Below are 25,484 nucleotides of genomic sequence, written 5' to 3'. Positions count from 1 at the left end.
CGGCGTGGACTACACGCACTGCACAGGCCGGACGGCCCCCGGCGCACCCATCCGCGCGGGCATCCCGGAGCACGGCCGGATCCCCAAGTACTACGCGGTCAAGACGGAAGTGGCCGGGCTGATCGACGAGTTGGGCGAGGGGGGTCTGCTGCCCACCGAGCGCGAACTGGCCGTGCGCTTCGAGGTGTCGCGGGAGACCGTACGGCAGGCCCTGCGCGAGCTGCTGCTGGAGGGGCGGCTGCGGCGGATGGGGCGCGGTACGGTCGTCGCCGGGCCCAAGCTGGAGCAGCCGCTGTCCCTGGCCAGCTACACCGAGGGGGTGCGCCGCCAGGGCCGCCGCCCCGGCCGGACCCTCATCGGGCTGGAGCGCTTCGCCTGCCCCGAGGCCCTCGCGCCGGACCTGGGCGTCGAACGGGGCGCGCCCGTCTGGCACTTGGAGCGGGTGCTGCTCGCGGACGACGAGCGGGTCGGCCTGGAGAGCACCTATGTCGCGGTGGCCCGGGTGCCCCGGCTGGACAGCGACTTCGAACCGGACTCGTCCTTCTACGGCTATCTGCGCGAGCGGCTCGGCATCGTTTTCGGCGATGCGGACGAGCGCCTGGAGACGGTGCTGGCCACGCCGCGCGAGGCACTGCTCATCGGGACGCCGCCCGCGTTGCCGATGTTGCTGATCCACCGGGTGTCGCGGGACGCGGACGGGCGGCCACTGGAGCGGGTGCGGTCGCTGTACCGGGGGGATCGCTTTTCGTTTACCGCTCACCTGGGCGATTCAGGGTGATGTGCCGGGTTGAGGGGAGGGGGTTTTGGTCACGGAGAGGTAACGGGTCTAGGCCAGGTTTGACGCTCAGTTCACCGGTGCGTCGTCATGGCGACTGATCCATGTCACCCGCCCCGGCGAGCGTTCGGGACATGCGAGTCATAGTCGTCGGAGCCGGGGTCATGGGAACCATGCACGCCCGCCAGGCAGTACAACGCGGCCACGAGGTCGTGCACATCGAGCGCGAGGCCGAGGCCAGGGGCGCCTCGGTCCGCAACTTCGGCCTGGTCTGGGTCGGCGGACGGGCCGCCGGTGAGGAGCTGGACACCGCCCTGCGGGCGCGCGAGCTATGGGAGGAGATCGGCGGCGAGGTGCCCGGCCTCGGCTTCCGGCCCAACGGTTCGCTGACGGTCGTCACCAATGAGGCCGAACTGGCCGTCGCCCGGGCCGCCGTGGCCCGCCCCGATGCCTCCGCCCGTGGCTTTGCGCTGCTCGACCCCGACGAGACGCGCGCTCGCAACCCCGCCCTGCGCGGCGAGCTGCTCGGCGCCCTGTGGTGCGAGCGGGACGCCACCGTCGAGCCGCGCACCGCCCAGCGCGCGCTCCGCGCCGAGCTGCTGAAGTCCGGCCGCTACACCTTCCTCGGCGGCCGGGAGGTCCGCGAGGTGACCGGTGAGCGCGCGGTCCGGGACGACCACGGCGAGACGCACACCGGCGACGCGGTCGTGCTGTGCACCGGCGCCTGGCTGGGCGGCCTGGTCAAGGAGCTGGTCCCCGGCCTGCCGGTGCGCCGGGTGCGCCTGCAGATGATGCAGACCGCCCCGCTGGATGAGCGGCTGACCACCTCGGTGGCCGACGCCGACAGCTTCCGCTACTACCCCGCCTACGGCGGCGAAGCGCTGGCCGCGCTGGCCGCCGCCCAGGCCCAGCCGCCGGTGGCCGCCGGGCACAAGATGCAGCTCCTGCTGGTCCAGCGCGCCGACGGCTCGCTGACCATCGGCGACACCCATGAATATGAGACGCCCTTCGCCTTCGATGTCGACGAGGACCCCTACCGGCACCTGACGACCGTCGCCGAATCCCTCCTCGGCCGCCCGCTGCCCGGCATCCGGCGCCGCTGGGCCGGGGTGTACGCGCAGTGCGCGGACACCACCCGGGTGGTGCACCGGCAGCAGGTGCGCGACGGGGTCTGGCTGGTGACCGGGCCCGGCGGGCGCGGCATGACCTGCTCCCCGGCGATCGCCGAGACCACCGCGAACACCCTGGGCTGGTGAGTGAGTTGACCGAGAAGATCACGCTGGTGGTGCTGGACATGGCCGGTACCACCGTCGCCGACGACGGCCTGGTCGAGCGGGCCTTCGAGGCGGCGGCGCGCAGACTCGGCGTGGCACCGGGCTCGGCCGCACACGCCGAGCAGCTCGCCTACGTCCGCGCCACCATGGGCGAATCGAAGATCTCCGTCTTCCGCCACCTCTTCGGCGACGAACAACGGGCCCGGCTCGCCAACGCCGAATTCGAGGCCGCCTACGGGCGGTTGGTGGACGCGGGCCACTGCGCGCCCGTGCCCGGCGCCCGGGAGGCGATCGAGAGGCTGCGGGCGGAAGGCCGGACGGTCGTCCTGACCACGGGCTTCGCCCGGGTCACCCAGGACGCGATCCTCTCCGCGCTCGGCTGGCAGGGGCTGGCCGAGCTGACCCTCTGCCCGGCCGACGCGGGCGGACGCGGCCGGCCGTACCCCGACCTGGTGCTCACGGCACTGCTGCGCACCAAGGCCGCCGACTCGGTGGCACAGATCGCGGTCACCGGCGACACCTCGTACGACATGCTCAGCGGCCGTCGCGCGGGCGCGGCGGTGGTCGCCGGTGTGCTCACCGGGGCGCATGACGCGGACGCACTGCGCGCGGCGGGTGCCACCCGGGTGCTGCCCTCGATCGCCCAACTCCCGGACGCCATCGCGGAGTACGAGGCGGGCTCGTGACCCGGCGCGGTGCCCTGGCGCCCGCCTCGCGGGCCGGCGGCGGCTCGGTACCCGCCGGGCCGCCGCGCGGCGGCATCCGCTTCGACGGTGTGAGCGTCGCCTATGGCGACCATGTCGTGCTCGACTCGCTCGACCTCACCGTGGCACCCGGCGAGGTGATGGCCCTGCTCGGCCCCTCCGGGTCCGGCAAGACCACCGCCCTGCGCGCCCTGGCCGGATTCGTCCGGCCCACCGCCGGGCGGGTGCTGATCGGCGGCCGGGACGTCACCGGGCTCGCCCCGCACCGGCGTGGGGTGGGCATGGTCGTCCAGCAGTACGCGCTCTTCCCGCATATGCGGGTGGACGCCAATGTCGCCTTCGGCCTCAAGGCGCGGAAGGCGCCGCGCGGCGAGATCGCCACCCGGGTCGCCGAGGTGCTGGAGATGACCGGCATGGCGGCCTACGCCAGGCGCTACCCGCGCGAGCTGTCCGGCGGCCAGCAGCAGCGGGTGGCCATCGCCCGGGCGCTGGCCATCCGGCCGGGCGTGCTGCTGCTGGACGAGCCGCTGTCCGCGCTGGACGCCCGGCTGCGGTCCGGGATGCTGGCCGAACTGGCCAGGCTGCACCGGGAGTTGCCCGAGGTGTCCATGCTGTACGTCACCCATGACCAGGTCGAGGCGCTCACCCTGGCCGACCGGATCGCGGTCATGGACCGGGCCCGGCTGCAGGACTGCGACACGCCGCGAGAGCTCTACCGGCGGCCGCGCACGGAGTTCACGGCGTCGTTCGTGGGCCAGGCGAACCTGCTGCCGGTGAAGGTCGCCGAGGGCGGGGTCCGCTTCGCCGGGCGGGAGTTGGAGGTGCCGGTCGGCGGTGTCTCGCCGGGGGTCTCGGCCGTGCTGTGCGTACGTCCGCACCTGGTCGGGCTGGGTGCCGGGACGAACGCGCTGCGCGGCAGGGTCGCCGAGGTGCAGTGGCGTGGGGCCACCCATCGGCTGTATGTGGACGTCGACGGGCATCGACTGATGGCGGACCTGCGGGAGCTGCGCGAGACGCCCGCCCTGGGCGACGAGATCACCCTGCACTTCGCCGCCCAGGACGCGGTGTTGCTGCCCGCGGGGACGGGGGGTGTCGCCGGTGACCGGTGAGACGGTCCGCCAACGGGCTTCCTGGCTGTGGGCCTTGCCGCCGGTCGCCGCCCTGGGGCTGGTCTTCCTCTATCCGCTCGCGCTGGTCGTCAGGCAGTCGCTCACGCCGGAGTCCGGCGGATCCGCCTTCTCCGCCTATCGCGAGGTCTTCGCCCAGGCCGCCTTCCGCGACGCCCTGTGGAACACCGTGCTGATCGCCGTCGGCGCCACCGCCGGCGCGCTGCTGCTCGGCTTTGTCCTCGCGCTGGTCATCGGCTTCGTCCCGTTCCCGGGCGGCAAGGCGCTGGGCCGGTTCATCGATGTGTTCCTCTCCTTCCCCTCCTTCCTCATCACCCTTGCCCTGCTGTTCATCTATGGCACCGTCGGCATGGCCAACGGCCTGTGGACGGACGTCACCGGCGCGGCCGGCGGACCGTTTGACTTCCTGCACACGCGCTGGGGCGTACTCCTCGCGGAAATCACCTACTTCACGCCCTTTGTGATGCGCCCGCTGCTCGCCGCCTTCTCCCAGCTGGAGACCGCCCAACTGGAGGCCGCCGCCTCGCTCGGGGCCAGGGCGCCGAGGATCGTGCGGCAGGTGATCCTGCCCGAGGCGCTGCCCTCGCTCGCGGCGGGCGGCTCCCTGGTGCTGGTGATGTGCCTCAACGAGTTCGGGATCGTGCTCTTCACCGGGGCCAAGGGGGTCACCACCCTGCCGATGCTGGTCTACGGCAAGGCGATCCTCGACGGCGACTACCCGGGCGCCTGTGTGGTCGCCGTGGTCAACATCGCGCTGTCCGTGACGCTCTACGGCCTCTACCGGCTGCTCGTCGCCCGTGACAACCCAGCCCGTGACAACCCAGGAGGCACCCGCCGTGCTCGTGCATAGCCGCCGCGCCCGCTGGGCGGTGTGGGCCGTGTTCTTCGCGCTCTTCCTGCCCGTCTTCGCGCTGCCGTTCCTGGTGATCCTGGGCGCGTCCTTCGCCACCCACTGGAGCGGGGCGCTGCCCTCCGGCGCCACCCTGGCGCACTACCGGGACATCGTCCGGGGCGACGCCCTGGACGCGCTGACCACCAGCCTGCTCACCGCCCTCGCGGCGAGCCTGGCCGCGCTGGCCACCGGCACCTGGTCCGCGCTGGCGGCCCAGGCGCTGCGCCGGCGGGGGCGGCGGGTGATCGACGCCCTGTTCCTGCTTCCGGTGGCCGTGCCGTCGGTGGTCGTCGGGCTGTCGCTGCTGGTCGCGTTCTCCCAGCGGCCGCTGCTGCTCAACGGCACCCCACAGATCGTGATCATCGCGCATGCGGTCCTGGTCACCGCCTTTGCCCACCAGTCGGTGACCGCCGCGCTCGCCCGCCTGGACCCGGCGTACGAGCAGAGCGCCGCCGGCCTGGGCGCCGGCCCGTGGTATGTGCTGCGGCGGGTGAAGCTGCCGCTGCTGCTGCCCTCGCTCTCCGCCGCCGGCGGGCTCTGCTTCGCCCTGTCCATGGGCGAGTTGAGCGCCACCATGATGCTCTACCCGCCGGACTGGCTGCCGCTGCCCGTCAAGATCTTCGCCGCCACCGACCGGGGCGCGCTGTTCGCCGGGGCGGCCCTCGCCGTGCTGCTGATGGCCGGCACGCTGCTCGTCCTGCTCGCCGTCTCCCGTATCCGCACCAGAGCCACCTATCGCTGAACCATCGTGATCCACCAAGGAGTTCGACACGTCATGGCCCGCTCCCGCAAGCCGCTCGCCGCCGCTCTCGGCGCCCTCGCCCTCGGCTCGTCGCTGACCGCCTGCGGCGGATCCGCAACGGACGCCGACGCCAAGGAAATCACCGTCTACAGCGCCGACGGCCTCAAGGCCGAGGACGGCTCAGGCTTCTACGACAAGATCTTCAAGGACTTCGAGAAGGAGACCGGGGTCAAGGTGAAGTATGTGGAAGGCGGATCCGGGGAGATGGTGCAGCGCCTGGCCCGGGAGCGGTCCAACACCAAGGCGGATGTGGTCGTCACCCTGCCGCCGTTCATCCAGCAGGCGGACGACAAGGGGCTGTTGGCCGCATATACGCCGCAGGGCGCGGACAAGGTCGCGGCCGGCGACAAGGATCCGTCCGGCAAGTGGACCTCGGTGGTCAACAACTACCTGTGCTTTATCTACCACATATCCAAGGACCAGCCGGTTCCGCCGAAGACCTGGAACGACCTGCTGGACGGCAGGTACAAAGGCAGGCTGCAGTACTCCACCCCCGGTGTCGCCGGTGACGGCACGGCCGTACTGGTCAAGGCCATGCACGACTTCGGCGGCAAGGACGCCGCCCTGGACTATCTGAAGAAGCTCCAGAAGAACAATGTCGGCCCGTCCTCCTCGACGGGCCAGCTCGCCCCCAAGACCGACAAGGGCGAACTCCTGGTCGCCAACGGCGATGTCCAGATGAACTACGCCGATATGAGGTCCATGCCCAATCAGGGCATCTTCTTCCCGGCGGGCCAGGACGGAAAGCCCACCACCCTGGCCCTGCCCTATGCGGCCGGGCTGGTGAAGAGCGCCCCGCACACCGCCAACGCCAAGAAGTTCCTGGACTATCTGCTCTCCCAGGACGTCCAGCGGCAGGTCTCCACGGTGGCGGGCGGATTCACCTCCCGTACGGACATCAAGGCCACCGACCGGAACGCCGCCGCACTGGAGAAGATCATGAAGGGGGTGGAGGTCTTCCGCCCCGACTGGGCGGACATCGACAAGAACCTCTCCTCCTATGTCGACGGGTGGAAGGCGGCCACCGGCAGCTGATTACCCTTGAAGGTGCCGGGGCGCGGCACGAGTGGCGGCGTCCCGGCGTGTCCCCGCAGTTCCGGGCAAGGCATCTCAGGAGTCCCGCAGTGGCAGAGCGCAAGCCGATCGAGTCCTGGCTCACCGACATGGACGGTGTGCTGATGCACGAGGGGATCCCGGTGCCGGGGGCGGACGCCTTCGTCAAGCGGCTCCGCGACTCCGGCAGGCCCTTTCTGGTCCTGACCAACAACTCGATCTACACGCCCCGCGACCTGCACGCCCGGCTGAAGCGGATCGGGCTCGACGTACCGGTGGGCAACATCTGGACCTCCGCGCTGGCCACCGCCCGGTTCCTGGACGACCAGCGCCCCGGCGGCACCGCCTATGTCATCGGCGAGGCGGGGCTGACCACCGCCCTGCACGACATCGGCTATGTCCTCACCGACGCCGACCCGGACTATGTGGTGCTCGGCGAGACCCGTACCTATAGCTTCGAGGCGCTCACCAAGGCGATCCGGCTGATCAACGGCGGGGCCCGGTTCATCGCCACCAACCCCGACGAGACCGGCCCGTCCGCCGAGGGGGCGCTGCCCGCCACCGGCTCGGTGGCCGCGCTGATCACCAAGGCCACCGGGCGCGAGCCCTATTTCGTCGGCAAGCCCAACCCGCTGATGATGCGGCACGGGCTCAACCTCATCGGCGCCCACTCGGAGACCAGCGCCATGATCGGCGACCGGATGGACACCGATGTGCTGGCCGGTCTCGAGGTCGGCATGGAGACCTTCCTGGTGCTGACCGGGGTCACCCGGCCGCACCAGGTCGAGAGCTTCCCCTTCCGGCCGTCCCGGGTCGTCGACTCGATCGCCGATCTCGTCGGTCTGGTCACCGACGTCGTCGATCCGGTCTGATGACTCAGGGTCGCTGAATGGAGTAACACCGGCACGGAGCGGATGCGAGGGCATGGCCCGCCGGGTGAACCTGAACCAGGAGGTTCACCATGGTCTCAGTCCGCTCCGTCCTGTGCGGTGCCCTGACGGCGGTCGCCGTCACCGCCGCGCCCGCCCACGCCCTCGGCGACCCCGCCGCGCGGCCCGGCACGGTCGAGTTCTACCCGGTCACCAGCCGGCCGGGCGCCGAAGTGCAGCTGCGGGTCTCCGGTTGTGCCTCGGCGCGCGCGACCGCCGTCTCCGATGCCTTTGTCACCGACGCCAGGCTGGCCAAGGACGTGACCGGGTATGTCGCCGACGCGACCGTCCGCTCGACGATGACCACCGGCAGCTATCCGGTCAGGGTCGACTGCGACGGCCGGCACGGGGCGGTGGAGGGACAGCTCACCGTCCTCGACGACGGCCGCGACGGGCGGAACGGCCAGGACGCCGACCACCATGACGGGTTGCCCATCGCGCCGGTGCACGCGGGCGGCGGCGGCAGCGCGCCCGACGCTGCGGCAGCGGCCCCCGGAGTGCCCGGCCTCATCGTCGGCGGCACCGGGGTGCTGATCGCCGGCGGGCTGATCTGGTACCGCCGCCGTAACAACGCGGCCAAACGCTGAGCGAAGGCGATCCCGCGTCATGTCCGAACCGCGCACCGGGGGTCATGGCCGCCTGCTGACCGGCGTGGCCTGGGCGATACTGCTGCTCGCCCTGTGGCTGTGGGGACGGGAGGCGACCGAGGGTCCGGCCGCCGCGGCCCCGACGACCGGCGATGTGGCCGCCGCCGGCCGGCCGCCCGCCCGGCCGCTGCCCCCGTCCCGCCGGCCGCTGTCCGCCGCCCGGCCGCAGCGGCTCACCATCAGGGCGATGGGACTGCGGGCCCCGATCGAGGGCCATGGACTGGACCCCCTGGGCGCGGTGGAGCCACCGCCGTACGACCGCCCGGGCGCGGTGGCCTGGTACCAGGGCGGTCCACAGCCCGGCACCCCCGGCGCGGCCGTGCTGGTCGGCCATGTGGACACCGACCGGGCACCGGCCGTCTTCTACGACCTCGGCAGCCTCCGGCGCGGCGAGACGATCGGCGTCACCCGGGCCGACGGCTCCACCGCCGAGTTCACCGTCGAGGACGTCGCCGTGGTGGCCAAGGACCGCTTCGACGCCATGAAGGTATACGGTCCGCGCGAGCCGGACCGGGCCGAACTGCGCCTGATCACCTGCGGCGGCGACTATGACCACGCCCGGCGCTCGTACAGCGCGAACGTGGTGGTCTCGGCCTATCTGACGGGCGCCGGAAGGCAATGAGAACCCGAGGCGAACGGCGCGCGCACGGTGCTCCGACAGGGCGATTTGACGCCGTGTCATGAGAAGACCGCCCACGGTGGCGGGTGTGGCTGTGTCAGCATGGGAGGGACCGGTCATGTCCCGAGGGGGCTGAAGGCGTCTCCCGGAAGTACACCCAAGGGGGAGTGGATGTACGGCAGTCACACCGGCCGCACCCGCCGGATCCGCGCGACGCTGGCGCGAGCGGGCACGGCGGCCGGGACATTGCTCCTCCTCGGTGCCTGTTCCTTCGACAACTCCTCCTCCCAGCCCGCGCCCGAGAAGTCCGCGGCCGCACCGCTCCCTTCCCAACTGCCCAAGGCGCAGTCGCCCTTCTGGGTGAACCCGGACGGTACCGCGGCCAAGGAGGTCGTCAAGCTCCGCCAGGCGGGCAAGGGCCAGGACGCCTCGTTGATCGCGAAGATCGCCGACCAGCCGATCGCCGAGTGGATCGGTGTCGACGAGCCGGAGCACCAGACCCGGGGCTTCACCGAGGCCGCCGCCAAGGCCGACCGGGACGCGGTGTTGGTGCTCTACAACATCCCGCACCGCGACTGCGGCCAGTACTCCCAGGGCGGTGCCTCCGACGGCGACTCCTACCGGGCCTGGCTGGACAGCGCGGCCAAGGGCATCGGCGACCGCAGGGCCACGGTGGTGCTGGAGCCCGACGCCCTGCCGCACATGGAGGACGGCTGCACCCCCCAGCGGTACCACGAGGAGCGGTACGCGCTGCTCAAGGAGGCCGTCGCCAAGCTCAAGGCGCTGCCCAGGACCAAGGTGTATCTGGATGCGGGCAACCCCAGTTGGGTCACGCCGGCCGACCGGATGGCCGAGCCGCTGAAGCGGGCCGGCGTCGAGCAGGCCGATGGCTTTGCGCTCAATGTCTCCAACTTCCAGACGACAAAGGCCAGCAAGGAGTACGGGCGCACACTCTCGGCCCTGCTGGGGGACAAGCACTTTGTCATCGACACCAGCCGCAACGGCAATGGCCCGCTGTCCGACGAGGATCACGAGAAGGCCTGGTGCAACCCCTCCGGGCGGGCGCTCGGCGAGCCGCCGACCACCAGGACCGGCGACAAGCTGGTGGACGCCTATCTCTGGATCAAGCGGCCCGGGGAGTCGGACGGGGCCTGCAAGGGGGGGCCGGACGCCGGGCAGTGGTGGGAGTCCTATGCGCTGGAGCTGGCCCGTAACGCGCGGTTCTGATCAGCCCCCTTCGGCCACCGGCACCTTGACCCACGCCGCCTCCGACGGGGTGCCCTGGTCGTCGACCAGGGTCAGCATGTACCAGCCGGGCGGCACCAGGGACGGGTCCTTGGGCAGGGTGACGGTCACCTGGTCGGCCGCCTTGGTGAAGTCCAGGGCGATGGACCGCTGTTCGATGTTGGTGACATGGGTGAAGGAGCCGGGGCGGATCAGCCGCGCCTTCGCCACGGGGTGCGCGGACTCCACCCGGTAGCCGGTCTTGTCGCCCAGTTTCACCGTCCGTGGCTCGCCGCCCTTGAGCCTGGGGCGGGTTGACCGGTAGCCATAGGGCGGGGTGTAGAGGTCGATCTCCTGCTGGAAGGTGCCTGCGGTGGTGTTGTCCTTGTCGCCGTAGAGCGAGTCGGAGCCGAAGGTCATCACCCGCCCGTCGGGCAACAGCAGTGCGCCGGAGTGGTAGTTGCGGCCCACCAGCGGATCGGCCACCGGGCGGGAGCTGTTCGAGGAGGGGTCGTACAGCTCGGCCTTGAGGACGTTGGAGGCGCTGCGGCCGCGGTAGTCACCGGAGCCATTGGTGGTCAGCACGGTGTCATCGGGGAGGATGACGCTGCTGGGGTAACGGGCCTTGGCGTAGAGGTCGGGCCCATTGCGGAAGCGTGGCCGGTCGGCGTGCAGATCGACGATGCGGGTCCTGGCGGTGGACTTCTTGTCCTCGCCCACGCCGCCACCGCCGAGCACCATATAGCGCTGCTTCTGGGCGGGTGGCAGCAGCACGGACATCGAGGTCTCCAGGATGTCCGGGTCGCTGATGCCGGGCACCCCGGTGAACCGGTTGCTCTGCAGGTCCCAGAGCCCCGGGTCGCGGCCCTTGTCGGCCGGGCCGTAACCGGCGTTGGAGCCGGTGTAGAAGATCCTGCCCCGGTCGGCGAGGAAGAGGGCCGGGTAGGTGGGGAAGAACCGCTGCTGGGGGAGGTAGGTCCACTTCTTGGTCTTGGGGTCGAAGACCTCGTTCTTGCCGGGGACGACCTGGCCGATCTCGTCCAGGCCGGAGACGGAGAGGACCTTGCCGTCGGGGAGGGTGGTCAGCGTCGGATACCAGCGGGCCTCGTTCATCGGGTCGACCGTGATGTAGCGCTCGGCGACCGGGTCGAACTCAAAGGAATCCTTGATGCCTTGGAAGTCCTTCTTGTCGAAGGACAGCTTGTTGGCGATGCCATAGGAGTTCCGGGCGTCGTCGCCCGTCAGGCCCTCGATGCGGTAGTTGTCGGTGAGCCCGGTCTCATGGGCGTGGCCCTTTTTGAGCGCCTCGACATAGACGCGTGCGGTGCTAGCGGTCACGGTGACCTTGCCCGTGGTGCCGTCCTGGGCCTTCTTGGCGCGCGGCACCAGCAGGGCGTCCTTGGACTCGAAGGTCTTGCCCGTCTGCTTGCCGGTGAAGCGGGTGCCGGCGGGGAAGGTCATCGGCTTGTCGGGGTTCTCATTGTGGACGATCATCAGGCCGCCGGCCTTGGTGACATCGCCCTCCAGCTTCTCGTAGCGCTGGGTGCCGCCCGCCACCAGGAGGTTGCCGTCGGGCAGTTGGGTGTGCCCGGCGCAGAAGAGGTCCTTGGGGGTGGGGATGTCCTGGTAGGTGTTCTTCGCCGGATCCCAGAGGACCGTACGGAAGGACTTGGCCTTGAAGTTGGCGGCGTTGTTGCCGGAGCCCGCGACGAGCAGCACCTTGCCGGTGTGCAGCAGTGCGGCGTGGATGGTGTTGATCCGGTACTCCGCGGGGACGTCCACCTCGGCCCAATGGCCGTTCCTGGCCTTGTACTTGGTCTGGTTGATCTTGTATTCGTGGTACTGGTCGGAGGCGTATCCCCAGATCGCCGGCCCGTTCATGCCCGCCAGAACGAGGACGGCCGCCGCACCGATGGCGGTGCGGCGGGTGCGGCGGCTGATCTGATACGGCCGGAATCTCATGGCGCTGTCCCCTCGGGCTGCTTGCTGTGACGCGTGGTCCACCACCAGGCGACGATCGGCGCGACCGAGACCGCCACGGCGAGCACCGCCCAGGTGCGCATCGCCACATGGGTGTGGCCCAGGAAGAGCGAGGCCAGCAGCGAACCGCCGAAGACCGCGAGGAAGAAGAGGTGGATGCGGAAGGTGCCGAAGAGGGTGTCCGGGCTGGCCGAGTCGCCCTTGGGGGTCACCACGAAGCGGCTCTTGCGGCGCAGCACGGCGTCCATCAGCGAGCGTGCGTAGATCGGTGCGGAGAGGGCGGACATCGCCATGCCCGCGAGCCCGCCGGAGCCCTCGGGTTCGTGCGGGGAGACATTGTGCCGGCGGTTCCAGACGTAGAGGCCGATCTGCAGGGCGGCGGCGTCGCTGTAGAGCATCATCCAGACCTGGGAGTCGATCTGGATCCCGGAGGCGCCCAGGCCGAGGAAGAGCGCGCAACTCATAGCGCCCAGCATCCAGTTGACCGCCGTCATCGGGTAATAGATGACCATCAGCGAGTAGTTGAGGAACTTGCCCGGCGACAGGGTGAACGGCCCTTTCCAGTACTGCTTGAGGATCGTCTCGTAGGTGCCCCGGGACCAGCGCAGCTGCTGGGTGAAGAAGTCCGTCCAGGCGTTCGGGCCCTCTCCCACGGCGAGGACGTCCGGGGTGTATACGGAGCGCCACTTGTGGCCGGTGGCCGGGTTGCGGTGCCGGTGGAGTTCAAAGCCGGTGGCCATGTCCTCGGTGATCGAGTCATAGAGGCCGCCGATGCCCTTGAGGGCTCTGATGCGCACCACATTGTTGGTGCCGACGAACATGGGCGCGCCATAGCGGTTGCCGGCGCGCTGGATGAGGGCGTGGAAGAGGAACTGCTGGCTCTCGGCCGCCTTGGTGACGGCGGCGTCGTAGTTCCCGTACACCTGCGGTCCAACGACAAAGGCGACATCGGGGTCACGGAAGTAACCGAGCATCCGCTCGAGGAAGTTGGGCAGTGGTACGTGGTCGGTGTCGACGGAGGCGAAGTAGTCGTAGTCGTCGCCGTGTGCGGCCAGCCAGGCGTTGTAGTTTCCGTGTTTGGTCCGGGCGCGGTGCGGGCCCTTCGGCTGGTTCCACTTCTCGATGCCCTTGCGGGTGAAGTGGCGCACTCCGAGCCTTCTGCAGACCTCCTTCACCTCGGGGTCGTCGCCCTCGTCGAGCAGCCAGACGTGCACCGGCCCGCGGTGCCGCACCCGCACCGCCGCCTCCAGGGTGCGGGTCACCATCTCGATCGGTTCCTTGCCCGGCACGAACGAGGTGAGGAAGGCGACCCTGGTGCCGGTCTCGGGCACGACGGGTATCGGGTCGCGGGCCACCAGCGTGGCATGGGCGTTGGAGGTGACGTTCATGGTGCGGAAGAGTTCGATGAGCCCGATGGACACCAGCATCACGGTGTCCAGTACCTGCATCAGCGGGGTGGCGTTCTGCCGCTGGGTCCAGTGCGCGGGCTGCATCAGCCAGATGAGCAGGGTGAGCGAGACCACGGGGGCCGCGCCGAGCAGCAGCGCGGCCTTGATCCGGTGTGGTTCGTCGGCGAGCAGGCTGCGGTAGCGGACCCGGTAGGGGCCGGGCTGAGGCTGTGTCAGGGGACCGGCCAGCCGGCTGTAGTGCTCGTAGTCATAGCGCGGGCGCGCCTTGTGGTGATGCGGCGGCCGTGCCGGATGGGGTGTGCTGCCGCGCCGTTGGTCCGGGGGACCGGGCGGGACGGGGACCCGCACCCGCGCGGTCACCGCTGGGTCGAATGTCTGCTGCCGGGCGTCGGCAGGCGTGGACGTCATGAGTCATTCCCCCCGCACGCAGGCTGAACTGCGTGGTGTGCCAGTGCAATGGCCCTGCCGGGCCCCCTCGGCCGGGCGCGGGCGCTGGAGTGCCGGCTCCCTCCGGCACTGCCCAACTCACTGGGATGACCGTGATGTTGGGATGGAGCTGTCTGTTCAGGATCTCTGACGGGGCATCATGATCGCAAGGGTGAAACAAGCTGTTTACCGGGCAAAGTGGTACGCCAAGCGAAGATGTGTACGAATGTTGCTGAAGTGGTCGTGAATGGTCGCCTCCGGCGCTCATCCGGCCATTCGTTTGATCATTCGCTTGATCGGCAGGACCGAGTCTCCGGAGAACGCCTTGAGGCCCCTCACCGATAGGTGAAGGGCCTCAAGATTGTCGGTGCGCCGCCAGGGACTCGAACCCCGGACCCGCTGATTAAGAGTCAGCTGCTCTAACCAACTGAGCTAGCGGCGCCTGCTGACGGAGAAACTCTACCTCACTCCTGAGGGTGCACCTGACCACCCTGGTGGAGTACTCGGCGGCCCCGCCTGCCAAAGCCCCGCCCGCCCTGTCCGGGCGGGGCTCTGGGGCTGCGCACGGCCGCGGCCGCGGCATGCGGGGCGGCCGGACGGTTGAGAGGCTGTGCCGAGCGGTGCCGGAGTCGCGTAGGCACGCCCGCCGGTGACCGCTTTGATACGGACTGTGCCGAAAGGCGGCAGAACGATGCGGATACCGGATCACGCGGAGATACCCGGGACGCCCGGCGACTGCCCCTGTGGGCCCTGTGCCGCATCCCGGGCGGGAGGCGGCGGCGCCCGGCGGTGTGCGGTCCGGGGCGCGATCGTGGCGGCCGTGGGTGCGGCCGTCATAGCGGGCTCGAGCCCGGTCTCCACCGCCACCGAGCCGCCCGATGCGCCACCGAGGCAGACGTCCCAGGACGAGTCGTCGCCCGAGGCGCTTCCCGAGGCCGAGGCGGGCGACGGCGTGGACCGCGGGCTGGAACAGGCCGTCGGCTATGCCCTCGCCCACCTCGGCGATCCCTATGCCCTGGGCGGCAACGGCCCGCACCGCTGGGACTGCTCCGGCCTCATCCAGCAGGCCTATCGCCGGGCGGGTGTCACCCTGCCCCGTATCGCCGCGGACCAGTACCGGGCCACCCGCCGCATCAAGCGTGGCGAGCTGCGCCGCGGTGACCTGGTCTTCTGGTCCGGCAATGGCCGGGCGTCCGGTGTTCACCATGTCGCGATCTATCTGGGCGACGGGCGCTATCTGGAGGCGGCCCGGCCCGGGACAAAGGTCCGCATCTCCACATTTTCGGACTACAGTCCGAATCTCTATGGCCGGGTCGCTCGTCCGCCCGAGCCTGCCCGGTGCCCGGAGTCCTGTGCGGAGCTGGATGAGTGCGACCGCGGTACGGGCGGGGACGACTGCTGACTGCGCCCGGTGGGGCGGCGGTTGGGCGGTGGTGGGGCGGCGGTCGAAACCTCGGCCACTTTGGCCTGGACATGACCATTCCACGGTACTAGCCTCCGACTTGGTCTAGACCGCATGGGCGGCCTCTCGCCACACGTCATTTCGGCATGGCGTCGTGTCCGTGTGCCGTCACCCCCCACCTAGCTCACAGAACCCCCCCACGTTCGAGGAGCGAAGCATGCGCAAAAAGATCAGTGCGGTGATCGTCGGCCTGGGAATCACCTGTGCGTCCGTACTGGCCACGGCCGGCGGCGCGAGCGGCCACGGCTACACCGACGCCCCCACCAGCCGCCAGGAGTTCTGCGCCAAGGGCACCGTGCAGGACTGCGGGGAGATCCAGTGGGAGCCGCAGAGCGTCGAGGGGCCCAAGGGCTTCCCGGACGCCGGCCCCGCCGACGGCACCCTCTGTGCGGGCGGCAACAGCCGCTTCGCCGAGCTCGACGACCCGCGCGGCGGCCAGTGGCCCACCACCGGCGTCACCGCGGGCCAGAGCTACACCTTCCGCTGGCGGCTCACCGCACGGCACGCCACCACGGACTTCCGCTACTACATCACCAATGACGGCTACGACCCCAACCGGCCGCTCACCCGCTCGGAGCTGGAGCCCGAGCCGTTCCTGACGGTCCCCTACGACGGGCGGGTGCCGGATGCCACGGTCACCCACGATGGCGTCATACCGGCCGGGAAGAGCGGCAAGCAGCTGATCCTGGCGGTGTGGACCATTGCCGACACCGGCAATGCGTTCTATGCCTGCTCGGACGTTCAGCTCTGAGGCTCGTCACCCCCGGGCAGCTTCTCCTCCGGCGGGCGCCGCAGTGCATGACGCGCCAGGGCGCCCGCCACCGCCAGCGCGATCACGGCCAGCAGGGCGTAGTCGGGCACCGCGTCGCCCACCCGGGAGGCGAACTCCTCCAGCCGGAACTCCTGGTCGGCATCCAGGGTCCCGGGCAGGCCGGTGGCCCCGTCATAGACGAGGAAGAGCACCCCGATCCCGATGAAGAACAGTCCGGAGACCAGGGAGGTGGTGTGCAGCCGCAGCCGGCCCAGCCGCAGTTCGCGGCCGCGCAGCCAGCCGCGGGTGCCGAGCTTGAAGCGGTCCCAGCACAGGGCGAGCACAAACAGCGGCAGCGCCATGCCCAGGGCGTAGACGGCGAGCATCGACGCGCCGTACACCGCGCTGCCGTGCACGGCCGTCACCATCAGGACCGAGCCCAGGATGGGCCCGGCGCAGAAACCGGCCAGACCGTAGACACAGCCCAGCAGGAAGGTCGACGCCGCCGAGCGCGGGGTGATGCGCCCGGCGGCGGCCTGGGCCTTTCCGGAGGCGAAGCCGAGGCCGAGGATCTGGGCGGCACCCAGGACGATGACCAGCCAGCCGCCCACCGTGACGAGCACCTCGCGGTGGCCGTTGAAGAGCCTGCTGACGCCGGTGGAGGCGACGCCGAGCGGCACCAGCGTGGTCGCCAGGCCGAGGTAGAAGACGCCGGTGCGGGCCAGCAGCTTGCCGGGGCTGGCCAGCGAGTAGGCGAAGAACGCGGGCAGCAGCAGTGCGCTGCACGGGCTGACCAGGGCGAGGGTGCCGCCGAGGAAGGCGGCCAGATAGCCGATGTCGGTCATTTCCGGCCGCTCTTCGCCGCCTTGGCCTTGACGATCGCGTCCTCGAACTCCTTCATCGGCTGCGCCCCCGCGATGGGGCGGCCGCCCACCAGGAAGGACGGGGTGCTCGAGACGCCGAGGCGGTAGCCCTCGTCCTGGTCCTTCTTGACGGCCTCCTGGGAGGCGGAGTCCTTCAGATCGGCCCGGAACCGGTCGAGGTCCCGGATGCCCGCCGTGCGCGCCAGCTCGACGAGCTTCTCCTCGGCGAGCGCGTCGCCCTTGCGGGTCCTGGCGTACAGCTCGTCGTGGAACTGCCAGAACCTGCCCTGCTGTCCGGCCGCCCAGGAGGCGCGGGCGGCCCGCAGGGAGGGATCGCCGAAGATCGGGAAGTTACGGAACTCGATGCGCAGCACGCCCGTGTCGACATACTTCTTGATCAGTTCGGGCTGGTTCTCCCGGGTGAAGCGGCCGCAGAACGAACACTGGTAGTCGGCGTACTCCACGAGCACCACCGGGGCGTCCGGCTTGCCGATGGCGAGCGGGTCGCCGTTCCGGCGGCGGCTGGTGGCTCGGTCCAGCTGGTCGTAGGTCGACTGCTGCGGGTCGGCGGAAGGCTCCTCGGCGGCGGACGGCTCGCGCTTGCCGGAGTCACCGGAACCACCGGCGATGGCGATGCCCCCGGCGATCACTGCCACGAGCAGGGCGAGGACGGCGCCGATGCCCGCGAGGCGGCGGGAGGACAGGGACGCCTTGGTAGTTTTCCTGATCTTCGTCTTACTGCTGGACATGAGTGAGTAGAGCTCCATGAGTCATGTGAAATCCGGACATGCCGCAGCACGGCCCGGCGCGGGCCGTGCGGGGCGGGTCTAGAGCCGCAGGACGGGGAGCAGTTCGGCGCAGCCGACGACCGGTGAGGGTGGGGCCCTGGAGGAGTCGTTGGACGGCGGGGGCGCCTGGGGGAGCGGGGACCGGGCGGGGCCGGGGCCGGTGAGCGGGTCGGTGTGGCCCTGGGTCACCACGGTTTCGGTGCCCTTCAGCGGCAGGTCCCGCGGACGGCAGCTGCCGCCGTCGGTGCGGGGCCGGGCCTCCTCCGCCGACCGGGCGTCCGAGGTGTGGGCCCGCACCTCGGAGGCCGTCGACGCGAGCCCGGAGGCGGACGGGCCGGTGCCGGAGGCGATGGGCCCGAAGGCCACCGTGAGGAACAGCAGTACGAGCGCTGCGGCTGTTGTCGGACGACGGCGCGGGGGCACGGGCTGCTCCTTCCGGTATGTGTGGCGGGGCCGCCCCCATGCTACGGGCCGATGGGAACGCCTTGGGGCCCCTCACCGGTGGTGAGGGGCCCCAAGGCTGTCGGTGCGCCGCCAGGGACTCGAACCCCGGACCCGCTGATTAAGAGTCAGCTGCTCTAACCAACTGAGCTAGCGGCGCCTGCTGACGGAGAAAATATTACCTGCTCCAAAAGGGTGCTTCTCACCACCCTCCCCAGGGGACCCGCTAGATGGTGAGCGAGAGCAGCATCGGTGCCGCATGCCGGTTCAGGGTTCGGGCGGCCTCGCGCAGCCGGTGGGCATGGGCGAGCGGCAGCGAGAGGGCCAGCGAGCCGACGGCGGCGCCGGCCGTTATGGGGACCGCGGCGCAGACCGTGCCCACCGCGTATTCCTGGAGATCCAGGACGGGAACGGTGGCGGGCTGGGCGTCCAGGGTGCGGAAGAGCGCCTTCTCATTGGTGATCGTCCGTGAGGTGAACCGGGCGATCCGGTGGCGGGAGAGGTGGTCGCGCCGATCGTCGTGATCGAGCTGGGTGAGCAGGCACTTGCCGACCGCGCTGGCATGGGCGGCGGTACGGAAGTCCACCCATTCGTTGACCTTGGGCGTGCGCGGCCCGTCCGCGTACTGGGTGATCCGGACCTCACCGTCTATGTAGCCGCTGAGGTAGACGGCGGCGCCGATCCGGTCGCGCAGCGTGGACAGCGACCGCTGGAGCTTGGCCCGCAGGGCCTGTTCGCGGTCGCCGCCCGAGGCCAGCAGCACCAGGGAGTCCCCGAGGACGTACCCGCCGTCGCCGGTGCGCCGGACGTACTCTTCGCGGCCCAGCATCAGCAGCAGGTGGGCGAGGTGCCCGACGGGCAGCCCGGTTTCGCGGGCGAGCTGTGATTCGCTCACCCCGCCGGTGTGCCGGGCGACCGTCTCCAGCACCCGCAGGGCGTACTGCACCGAGCGGTATGGTGCGGTCGGCTCGGGCCTGAGCGCCACGGTTCCTCCTGGCGGTCGCGATGGGCGCCCCCTCGGGCGGGCGTCCCGCCCTCCACGATAGGGGCGAAGAGGGCCTTGCGTGGGGTGAGTTGACCAGAATCGGGGCTGGTCCGTACCTCTGTCCAGGCGCTCTTGACCTGGGCATATGCCAATGACGAGGACCGGGAATAACCGGAGAATGACTCCGGTTGCCTGTGCACGACGCAGTCGAGCAGAGAGGCGGGTCCATCCGTGACCGAAGTGCAGGACGAGACCATTCGTGCGACGCCCCGGGGCAGCGCGCCGGTGCCGCTGTCCGTACTGGACCTGGCCACCGTGGGCAGCGGCCGGACCGCGCGGCAGGCGCTGGAGGCCACCGCCGAGCTGGCTCGTCTCGCCGAGCGGCGCGGCTACCACCGGTTCTGGGTCGCCGAGCACCATTCGATGCCGGGCATCGCCAGCTCCTCCCCGGCCGTGCTCCTCGCCCACCTGGCCGCCCATACGGACCGCATCCGGCTGGGCTCCGGGGGCGTGATGCTGCCCAATCATGCACCGCTGGTGATCGCCGAGCAGTTCGGCACCCTGGAGGCGCTCGCGCCGGGGCGCATCGACCTCGGCCTGGGGCGTGCACCCGGTACGGACGGCGCGACCGCCGCGGCCCTGCGCCGCGCGGATGAGCTCGCGCAGGGGGCGGACGACTTCCCGCAGCAGCTGTCCGAGCTGACCCGGTTCCTGGACGACGACTTCCCCGACGGCCACCCCTACGCCGCCATTCACGCCGTCCCCGGGCCCGTTCAGGGGCGGGTGCCCGGCGGAGTGCAGCGCGCCGACCGGCCGTCGATCTGGCTGCTGGGCTCCTCCGGCTTCAGCGCGCGGCTCGCCGGGCTGCTCGGGCTGCCCTTCTCCTTCGCACACCACTTCTCCGCGGCCAACACGGTTCCGGCGCTCGAGCTCTACCGCGAGTCCTTCCGGCCGTCCGAGGTCCTCGACCGGCCGTACGCCAAGATCGGCGTCCAGGCACTGGCCGCGGACAGCACCGAGGAGGCGCGTCGGCAGGTCCTGACCGGAACCTTGGCGATGCTCCGGCTCCGCATGGGGCGCCCGGGACTGGTGCCGACCCCCGAGGAGGCGGCGGCTTACGAAGCCAACTTGGCAGAACGGGAGTTCATCGCCGACCGGCTGACCAATGTGGTGTTCGGAACACCGGACGAGGTGCGCGACGGCCTCGGTGCACTGGTCGAGCGGACCGGGGCCGACGAGCTGATGCTCACCTCCAATGTGCACGGCGCGGACGCGCGCCTGCGCAGCTATGAGCTGATCGCGGACACCTATGGACTGCCGGACGCGGAGTGACCACCGGCACCCACCCCCTACCGCCGACCAGGTCGTTACGCCCGCACCCCCTCCACCAGCAATGCCGAGATCCGCTCGGCCGGCACCGCCCGGGAGTAGAACCAGCCCTGCCCGGTGTCGCAGCCGATCCGGCCCAGCCGTTCCGCCTGTTCCGCGCTCTCCACGCACTCCGCCGTGACCGTGAGGCCGAGCCGGTGGGCGAGCTGGACCAGGGCCTCGACGATCATCTCGTCGGCGGGGTTGGGGTGTTCGCCCGCGCGGAAGCCGTGAACGAAGGACCCGTCGAGCTTGAGCGTGGAGACGGGCAGTCGGCTGAGGTAGGCGAGGTTGGAGTAGCCGGTGCCGAAGTCGTCGATGGCGATGGCCACGCCCATGTCGCTGAGCTGCCGCAGCTGTTGGAGCGGTCGGCCCGCCGAGCCCATCACCGCGGACTCGGTGAGTTCCAGCTGCAGCAGCCGCGGCGGCAGCCCGGTCTCGGCGAGGATCGCGGCCACGTCCGCGACCAGGTCGGAGTCCCAGACCTGACGCACCGCCACATTCACGCTGACGACCAGTGGCTCGTCCGGGCGGTCCAGCTGCCAGCGCCGCGCCTGGCGGCAGGCCGTTTCCAGCACCCAACGGCCCAGCGGCACAATGGCGCCCGTCTCCTCCGCCAGCCCAATGAACCGATTCGGCGCCAGGGTGCCGAACTGCGGGTGCCGCCAGCGCACCAGCGCCTCCACGCCTCGTACCACCCCGTCGCCCAGCCCCACCAGCGGCTGGTACTGCAGCACGAACTCGCCCCGCTCGACCGCCGGGCGCAAGGTGCTGGAAAGGGCCTGCCGGGTCATCCGGTGGGCGTTGCGCTCGGGGTCGAAGAGGGTCCAGCGGGCCTTGCCGTCCGCCTTCGCCCAGTACAGCGTGGTGTCCGCGGCCTGCATCAGCTCGGTGGCGTGCGTCCCGGCGGCCGGGCGCTCGACCACGCCGATGCTGGCCGACACCGCCAGCCGCTGGCCCGCCACCTCGAACGGCCGCTGCAGCGTGGCCTGTACGGACGCGGCGAGCTTGATCAGTTGCTCGGTGCCCGCGGACTCCTCGACCAGCAGGGCGAATTCATCGCCGCCGAGCCGGGCCACCAGATGCCCGCCGGGAGCCGCACACTCCGTCAGCCGCCGGGCCACCGCGCCCAGCAGCCGGTCGCCGGCCCGGTGGCCCAAGGTGTCGTTGACGGCCTTGAAGCCGTCCAGGTCGAGATAGCACAGTCCGATCCGGCCGCTGCCGTCCCGGGCCACGGAGGCCGCGGCCAGCGCCGCGGCCAGCCGCTCGAAGAACAGGCTGCGATTGGGCAGCCGGGTGACCGGATCGTGCATCCGCAAGTGCCGCAACCGCGCCCGTAGATCGCGCCGTTCGGTGATGTCCGCCACGGACAGCAGCGCGTCGCAGCTGTCCGGCAGCGGGGTGACCGTGATCTCCGCCCATACCGCCTGCCCGCCCGGACGCCGCAGCCGACGGGTGCAGTTGAGCCGCTCACGGCGGCCGAGTAGCACCTCCCGGTAGGCGTTCCAGGTCCGTGAGTCCTCGCGCAGGCCGGTGAACTCGGCCGCCGGGCAGTCCTGGAGCCGGGCGGCGTCGGTGCCCAGCAGCGCGCCGAGGGCGTCGTTGGCGATGCGCACCAGGCCGTCGCGGCCGACGACGGCCATGCCGAGGTGCGCGGTGTGGAAGGCAGCGCGGAAATCATTCGAGTTGACGTTACGTTCCGTGACGGTTGGCGCCGCCGCACCCGGCGCGCCGCCCTGGCCGTCGAGGGTTCCGCTCACCGCTCGCTCCCGCGTGGCATTCGTCCCGCACTGTTCGTGCGGCTTTCACGGTTTTCATACGCGTGGTCGAAATGGCGGCATATGGCCGCCTGTAGGGGGAATTCCATGCTGGAAATGTGGCGATCATAGAGCTCGCGCGGGGACCGTTCCAGCGGCTTGGCCGCGATCAGTGGAGCCGCCGTCCTTGGTCTGACCGTTTTTGTGCGTCCATGCACACTCACGCCTGAGGCTGCATGACTGCGCCTGCTGGACCTTGTTGATTGACCGTCCGTGACTGAGTGTGATGTACCCAGAAGTCGGCCTAGTCACTCGACTGGGGGACTGGAACAGGGCATACCGCCACAAACCACCAGAGGGTGGGTGAGGTGTCCCGAATCCGTCCCCGGAGGTCGACGTGGTGCGTCCGCAGACACCCATGGGAGTGGACCGGCCGCGATTGCGCCGCTTCGGAGCGGTATTCACCGCCCTCTGTGCGATCGCCGCGACGGTCGTGGCAGGCCCCGCCCGGGCCGTCGGACCCGGCGGCCCGTGTGCGCTGCCCCGCAGCCAGGCCCATCACTCCGAGGGTCTGGACACCTGGAACCCCGCCTACCCCCGGGGCATCGGCCGGCTGGACGCCGTGCTGGTCTTCCTCTCGTTCCCGGACTCCCGCCCCGCCACCACCCCGGCCCAGCTGGTCGCCGACCACTTCCCCGGCACCTCCCGCTTCTTCGAACGGGCCTCCTACGGTCGGTTCTCGGTGCGGCCCCATCCGGTGAACCAATGGTTCCGGATGCCTCGGCCCTCCACCGCGTACCACATACAGCGCGACTGGGACGGGGAGCTGCGCTCCGCCTATCTGCGGGACGCCATCGCCGCCGCCCATGGCACGGTGGACTTCAGCCGGTACGGCCTGGTCTACCTGGTCGCCGACCCCGACGCCCCGGGCGTGGACTCCGACGCCACCAAGGTCGTCAACCTGGACCGGCCGCTGAGCGTGGACGGCACCGAGCTGCGCCGGGTGGTCACGGTCTTCGAGCACCATCCGCCCGACCGCAATGTCCTCGCCCATGAGACGGGCCACGTCCTGGACCTGCCCGACCTCTACCACCGGCCCACGGAGGGCAAGGGCGACTGGGACACCCATGTGGGCGACTGGGATCTCATGGGCAGCCAGTTCGGACTGGCCTCGGACCCCTTCGCCTGGCACAAGTGGAAGCTCGGCTGGATCACCGTGCGCCAGGTCGACTGCGTGAGCGGCCGCGGCAGCAGCCTGCACACCATCCAGCCGCTCGAGGCCCCCATGCAGCCGGGCCATGACACCCGCACCCGTCTGGTGGTGGTCCGTACCGGCCTGACCAGCGCCATCGCCATCGAGGCCCGTGTCGCGTCCGGCAATGACGCCACCACCTGTTCGGAGGGGGTACTGGTCTACCGGGTGCACAGCGACACTCCCTCCGGCGGTGGGCCCATCCAGGTGCTGGACGGGCATCCGGGCAGCCTGGCCTGTTCCGGAGAGTCCGTCTATCCGCCGCTGGCGGACGCCCCGCTGGGGGTGGGCGAATCCCTGTCCACCGGACCGGACCGGGTGCGGGTGACCGTGGCCGGGCGCAGCGCGGGCGGGGCGTGGCAGGTGCGGGTGAGCCGGGGGTGAGCCCCAGGGAATGCCTTGAGGCCCCTCACCGATGGTGAGGGGCCTCAAAGTCGTCTGTGCGCCGCCAGGGACTCGAACCCCGGACCCGCTGATTAAGAGTCAGCTGCTCTAACCAACTGAGCTAGCGGCGCCTGCTGACGTGGAAGACTTTAGCACCCTGGTCCGGTGGAAAGAAAATCCGTATGTTTCAGCCCCGGGGAAGGGCGGGTGTGCTGGTCACGGGGGTGGGGCGGTGGTCCGTTCGCCCCCCGCGGGCGGTGCGGACACAGGCCCAGAGCAGTGTCTCGGGGCCGGGCAGCCAGGGGTGGCGCACCTCGGGGGCGATCAGCCAGCGGGCCGCGGGCGGGGTGGGTTCGGTCTCGTCCGGTGGGCACAGCGGGGGGACGGTCAGGGCATCGCCGGTGCCGTGGCAGAGCAGCGGTGGCACCGGGTGTCCGCGGCCGCCCCACTCCTCCCAGCGCAGCAGTGCGGGCAGCCGCTGGGCGGTGCCGGGGGTGGCGAACAGCAGCAACCGGCCGTGCTGTGCGGCGACCGGGCCGGAGCCGGGGCCGTCCGACCATAAGCGGTCGAGCATCCGGCGCCCGAACAGGGCCGGGGTGCCGATCACATCGAACGCGGTGCCGCAGGGCAGCACCATCGGGGCGCCGGGGTTGTCGGCCCACAGGGCGCGCACGCTGCGGGGGAACGGGCTGGCGTCGGCGAGCCACTCGGCGCCGGCGGCGCTGACCTGGGCGGAGACGAAGCGGGCGGGGTGCGGGTGGCGTGGCCTGGAGTCCATGCCCCCATGTTCGACGGCCGGTCACCGGCTGTTCGCCGTAGTTTCCGGAATCTGGGACAGGGGGGTGCGGGGTGCGCTAGGTTACGCGCCGCATATGCCAACGGCCCATGATCGGGATCATGGGCCGTGCCGGGTGGTGCGGTGCTCAGTCGGCGCCGAGCCGTCCGTTTCCGCTGCCGCGCAGCAGCTCCTGGCCGAACTCGACCATCTTCTTGGTGTAGTCCTCGCTCCACTCGGCGCGCTCCGCGATCACGGATGCCGGCAGCCGGTCGAAGCGCCGGGGGTCGGCGAGCTGGGCCGCCGCCACCGCCTGGAACTCGGTCGCCCGGTCGGCCGCCGCGCGAAACGCCAACGCCAGCTCCGTCGAGCGCGCCAGCAGCTCGCGCGGGTCCTCGATCGACTCGAGGTCGAAGAAGTGCTCGGCTTCCGCGACGGTCTCGGGTGGCTCGAAGAGCAACGGCGCGGGCTTCAGGCGGCGCGTCTCACCGGCGCGCGCGCCGGGAGCCTGCTTCGGCTCGCACATGTACTTACCTCCAGGATCGTCTGCACCGCCATCTATTCTCCCGCGAGGCGCAAGTGCGCCGTCGCCGCCGGGCGGTCAGGGGGCCCATGGCACTCGGTGCTCGTGCAGATGCGACAGCACCGCATGGTGCGCCTCCCACCCGTCCGGGCTGTGTCTGATGGCCGCCTCCGGCGGCGTGCCGGACTCCGTCCGGCGGTTCGCGGGGTACCGCCGGATGGTCAGGGGGCCCATGGCACTCGGTGCTCGTGCAGATGCGACAGCACCGCATGGT

24 protein-coding genes and 3 tRNA genes are annotated in these 25,484 nt (G+C 70.8%); 15 read left to right on the top strand and 12 right to left on the bottom strand.

The annotated features are described in order from the left end of the window. Window positions 1–4: 4 nt before the first annotated feature. The 11 genes from ABCR83_RS11050 to ABCR83_RS11000 all read left to right on the top strand — a co-directional run bounded on the left by ABCR83_RS11050 (window position 5) and on the right by ABCR83_RS11000 (window position 10,049). Window positions 5–778, top strand: coding sequence for a GntR family transcriptional regulator (locus ABCR83_RS11050; protein WP_462694721.1), 774 nt, complete (start codon window positions 5–7; stop codon window positions 776–778). A 131-nt stretch (window positions 779–909) separates the two neighbouring features. Next, window positions 910–2,031 carry a TIGR03364 family FAD-dependent oxidoreductase gene (locus ABCR83_RS11045; protein ID WP_462694720.1) on the top strand — a complete coding sequence of 374 codons (1,122 nt, stop codon included), beginning with the start codon at window positions 910–912 and terminating at the stop codon, window positions 2,029–2,031. Window positions 2,032–2,036: 5 nt separating this feature from the next. After that, entirely contained in the window at window positions 2,037–2,735 is a 699-nt protein-coding gene (locus tag ABCR83_RS11040; RefSeq protein ID WP_462694803.1) for a phosphonatase-like hydrolase, read from the top strand. A gap of 14 nt (window positions 2,736–2,749) precedes the next feature. Continuing rightward, a complete protein-coding gene (locus ABCR83_RS11035; RefSeq protein WP_462694802.1) occupies window positions 2,750–3,862 on the top strand; it encodes an ABC transporter ATP-binding protein in 1,113 nt (370 codons plus the stop codon). Beyond that, window positions 3,843–4,730, top strand: a complete 888-nt coding sequence (locus ABCR83_RS11030) for a 2-aminoethylphosphonate ABC transporter permease subunit (protein WP_462694719.1) — start codon at window positions 3,843–3,845, stop codon at window positions 4,728–4,730. Before ABCR83_RS11035 ends, ABCR83_RS11030 begins: the two co-directional genes overlap by 20 nt. Continuing rightward, window positions 4,717–5,514, top strand: a complete 798-nt coding sequence (locus ABCR83_RS11025; protein ID WP_462694717.1) for an ABC transporter permease subunit — start codon at window positions 4,717–4,719, stop codon at window positions 5,512–5,514. Before ABCR83_RS11030 ends, ABCR83_RS11025 begins: the two co-directional genes overlap by 14 nt. A 33-nt stretch (window positions 5,515–5,547) precedes the next feature. Then, a complete protein-coding gene (locus ABCR83_RS11020; protein ID WP_462694716.1) occupies window positions 5,548–6,609 on the top strand; it encodes a 2-aminoethylphosphonate ABC transporter substrate-binding protein in 1,062 nt (353 codons plus the stop codon). Between the two features lie 89 nt (window positions 6,610–6,698). Further along, window positions 6,699–7,499: an HAD-IIA family hydrolase gene (locus ABCR83_RS11015; protein ID WP_462694715.1), complete on the top strand. Its 801-nt coding sequence runs from the start codon at window positions 6,699–6,701 to the stop codon at window positions 7,497–7,499. A gap of 89 nt (window positions 7,500–7,588) precedes the next feature. Beyond that, on the top strand, window positions 7,589–8,143 hold the full coding sequence (locus ABCR83_RS11010; protein WP_462694714.1) for a hypothetical protein: 555 nt from the start codon (window positions 7,589–7,591) through the stop codon (window positions 8,141–8,143). A 19-nt stretch (window positions 8,144–8,162) separates the two neighbouring features. Continuing rightward, entirely contained in the window at window positions 8,163–8,825 is a 663-nt protein-coding gene (locus ABCR83_RS11005; RefSeq protein WP_462694713.1) for a class F sortase, read from the top strand. Between the two features lie 168 nt (window positions 8,826–8,993). Further along, window positions 8,994–10,049 carry a glycoside hydrolase family 6 protein gene (locus ABCR83_RS11000; RefSeq protein WP_462694712.1) on the top strand — a complete coding sequence of 352 codons (1,056 nt, stop codon included), beginning with the start codon at window positions 8,994–8,996 and terminating at the stop codon, window positions 10,047–10,049. Here the strand turns inward: ABCR83_RS11000 and glxA are convergent, their stop codons facing one another. The 3 genes from glxA to ABCR83_RS10985 all read right to left on the bottom strand — a co-directional run bounded on the left by glxA (window position 10,050) and on the right by ABCR83_RS10985 (window position 14,303). After that, window positions 10,050–12,008: a radical copper oxidase GlxA gene (gene glxA / locus ABCR83_RS10995; RefSeq protein ID WP_462694711.1), complete on the bottom strand. Its 1,959-nt coding sequence runs from the start codon at window positions 12,006–12,008 to the stop codon at window positions 10,050–10,052. Further along, window positions 12,005–13,843 (bottom strand): glycosyltransferase family 2 protein, encoded by a 1,839-nt coding sequence (locus ABCR83_RS10990; RefSeq protein WP_462694710.1) that lies wholly within the window; start codon window positions 13,841–13,843, stop codon window positions 12,005–12,007. The genes glxA and ABCR83_RS10990 overlap by 4 nt, the downstream gene beginning before the upstream one ends. A 386-nt stretch (window positions 13,844–14,229) precedes the next feature. Beyond that, window positions 14,230–14,303: transfer RNA gene (locus ABCR83_RS10985), tRNA-Lys, on the bottom strand. Between the two features lie 249 nt (window positions 14,304–14,552). On the opposite strand from ABCR83_RS10985, the gene ABCR83_RS10980 reads away from it, so the two are divergent. After that, window positions 14,553–15,263 carry a C40 family peptidase gene (locus ABCR83_RS10980; RefSeq protein ID WP_462694709.1) on the top strand — a complete coding sequence of 237 codons (711 nt, stop codon included), beginning with the start codon at window positions 14,553–14,555 and terminating at the stop codon, window positions 15,261–15,263. A 217-nt stretch (window positions 15,264–15,480) separates the two neighbouring features. Then, complete coding sequence (locus ABCR83_RS10975; RefSeq protein WP_462694708.1) at window positions 15,481–16,074, top strand: lytic polysaccharide monooxygenase auxiliary activity family 9 protein; 594 nt, start codon at window positions 15,481–15,483, stop codon at window positions 16,072–16,074. Here the strand turns inward: ABCR83_RS10975 and ABCR83_RS10970 are convergent. The 5 genes from ABCR83_RS10970 to ABCR83_RS10950 form a co-directional block, all read right to left on the bottom strand. After that, window positions 16,065–16,919 (bottom strand): cytochrome c biogenesis CcdA family protein, encoded by an 855-nt coding sequence (locus ABCR83_RS10970; protein WP_462694707.1) that lies wholly within the window; start codon window positions 16,917–16,919, stop codon window positions 16,065–16,067. The two genes, ABCR83_RS10975 and ABCR83_RS10970, sit on opposite strands and share 10 nt — an antisense overlap. After that, on the bottom strand, window positions 16,916–17,686 hold the full coding sequence (locus ABCR83_RS10965) for a DsbA family protein (RefSeq protein WP_462694706.1): 771 nt from the start codon (window positions 17,684–17,686) through the stop codon (window positions 16,916–16,918). The genes ABCR83_RS10970 and ABCR83_RS10965 overlap by 4 nt, the downstream gene beginning before the upstream one ends. Before the next feature lie 78 nt (window positions 17,687–17,764). Then, window positions 17,765–18,148 (bottom strand): hypothetical protein, encoded by a 384-nt coding sequence (locus tag ABCR83_RS10960; RefSeq protein ID WP_462694705.1) that lies wholly within the window; start codon window positions 18,146–18,148, stop codon window positions 17,765–17,767. Between the two features lie 104 nt (window positions 18,149–18,252). Beyond that, window positions 18,253–18,326: transfer RNA gene (locus ABCR83_RS10955), tRNA-Lys, on the bottom strand. 66 nt (window positions 18,327–18,392) lie between these two features. Continuing rightward, window positions 18,393–19,151 carry an IclR family transcriptional regulator gene (locus tag ABCR83_RS10950; RefSeq protein ID WP_462694704.1) on the bottom strand — a complete coding sequence of 253 codons (759 nt, stop codon included), beginning with the start codon at window positions 19,149–19,151 and terminating at the stop codon, window positions 18,393–18,395. A 231-nt stretch (window positions 19,152–19,382) separates the two neighbouring features. Here ABCR83_RS10950 and ABCR83_RS10945 point away from each other — a divergent pair, with 231 nt between their 5' ends. Continuing rightward, window positions 19,383–20,483, top strand: a complete 1,101-nt coding sequence (locus ABCR83_RS10945) for an LLM class flavin-dependent oxidoreductase (RefSeq protein WP_462694703.1) — start codon at window positions 19,383–19,385, stop codon at window positions 20,481–20,483. 35 nt (window positions 20,484–20,518) lie between these two features. Here the strand turns inward: ABCR83_RS10945 and ABCR83_RS10940 are convergent, their stop codons facing one another. Further along, entirely contained in the window at window positions 20,519–22,279 is a 1,761-nt protein-coding gene (locus ABCR83_RS10940; RefSeq protein WP_462694702.1) for a putative bifunctional diguanylate cyclase/phosphodiesterase, read from the bottom strand. Window positions 22,280–22,694: 415 nt separating this feature from the next. On the opposite strand from ABCR83_RS10940, the gene ABCR83_RS10935 reads away from it, so the two are divergent. Further along, window positions 22,695–23,912 carry a M6 family metalloprotease domain-containing protein gene (locus ABCR83_RS10935; protein ID WP_462694801.1) on the top strand — a complete coding sequence of 406 codons (1,218 nt, stop codon included), beginning with the start codon at window positions 22,695–22,697 and terminating at the stop codon, window positions 23,910–23,912. A gap of 57 nt (window positions 23,913–23,969) precedes the next feature. On the opposite strand, the gene ABCR83_RS10930 is transcribed toward ABCR83_RS10935, so the two are convergent. The 3 genes from ABCR83_RS10930 to ABCR83_RS10920 form a co-directional block, all read right to left on the bottom strand. Next, window positions 23,970–24,043: transfer RNA gene (locus ABCR83_RS10930), tRNA-Lys, on the bottom strand. A gap of 56 nt (window positions 24,044–24,099) precedes the next feature. After that, on the bottom strand, window positions 24,100–24,690 hold the full coding sequence (locus ABCR83_RS10925; RefSeq protein WP_462694701.1) for a bifunctional DNA primase/polymerase: 591 nt from the start codon (window positions 24,688–24,690) through the stop codon (window positions 24,100–24,102). 145 nt (window positions 24,691–24,835) lie between these two features. Continuing rightward, complete coding sequence (locus tag ABCR83_RS10920; RefSeq protein WP_462694700.1) at window positions 24,836–25,213, bottom strand: hypothetical protein; 378 nt, start codon at window positions 25,211–25,213, stop codon at window positions 24,836–24,838. Window positions 25,214–25,484: the final 271 nt, after the last annotated feature.

This window comes from Streptomyces xingningensis (assembly GCF_054957865.1).
Note: the sequence above shows the minus strand (reverse complement) of the source record. Positions and strands in the feature narration are given on the sequence as shown.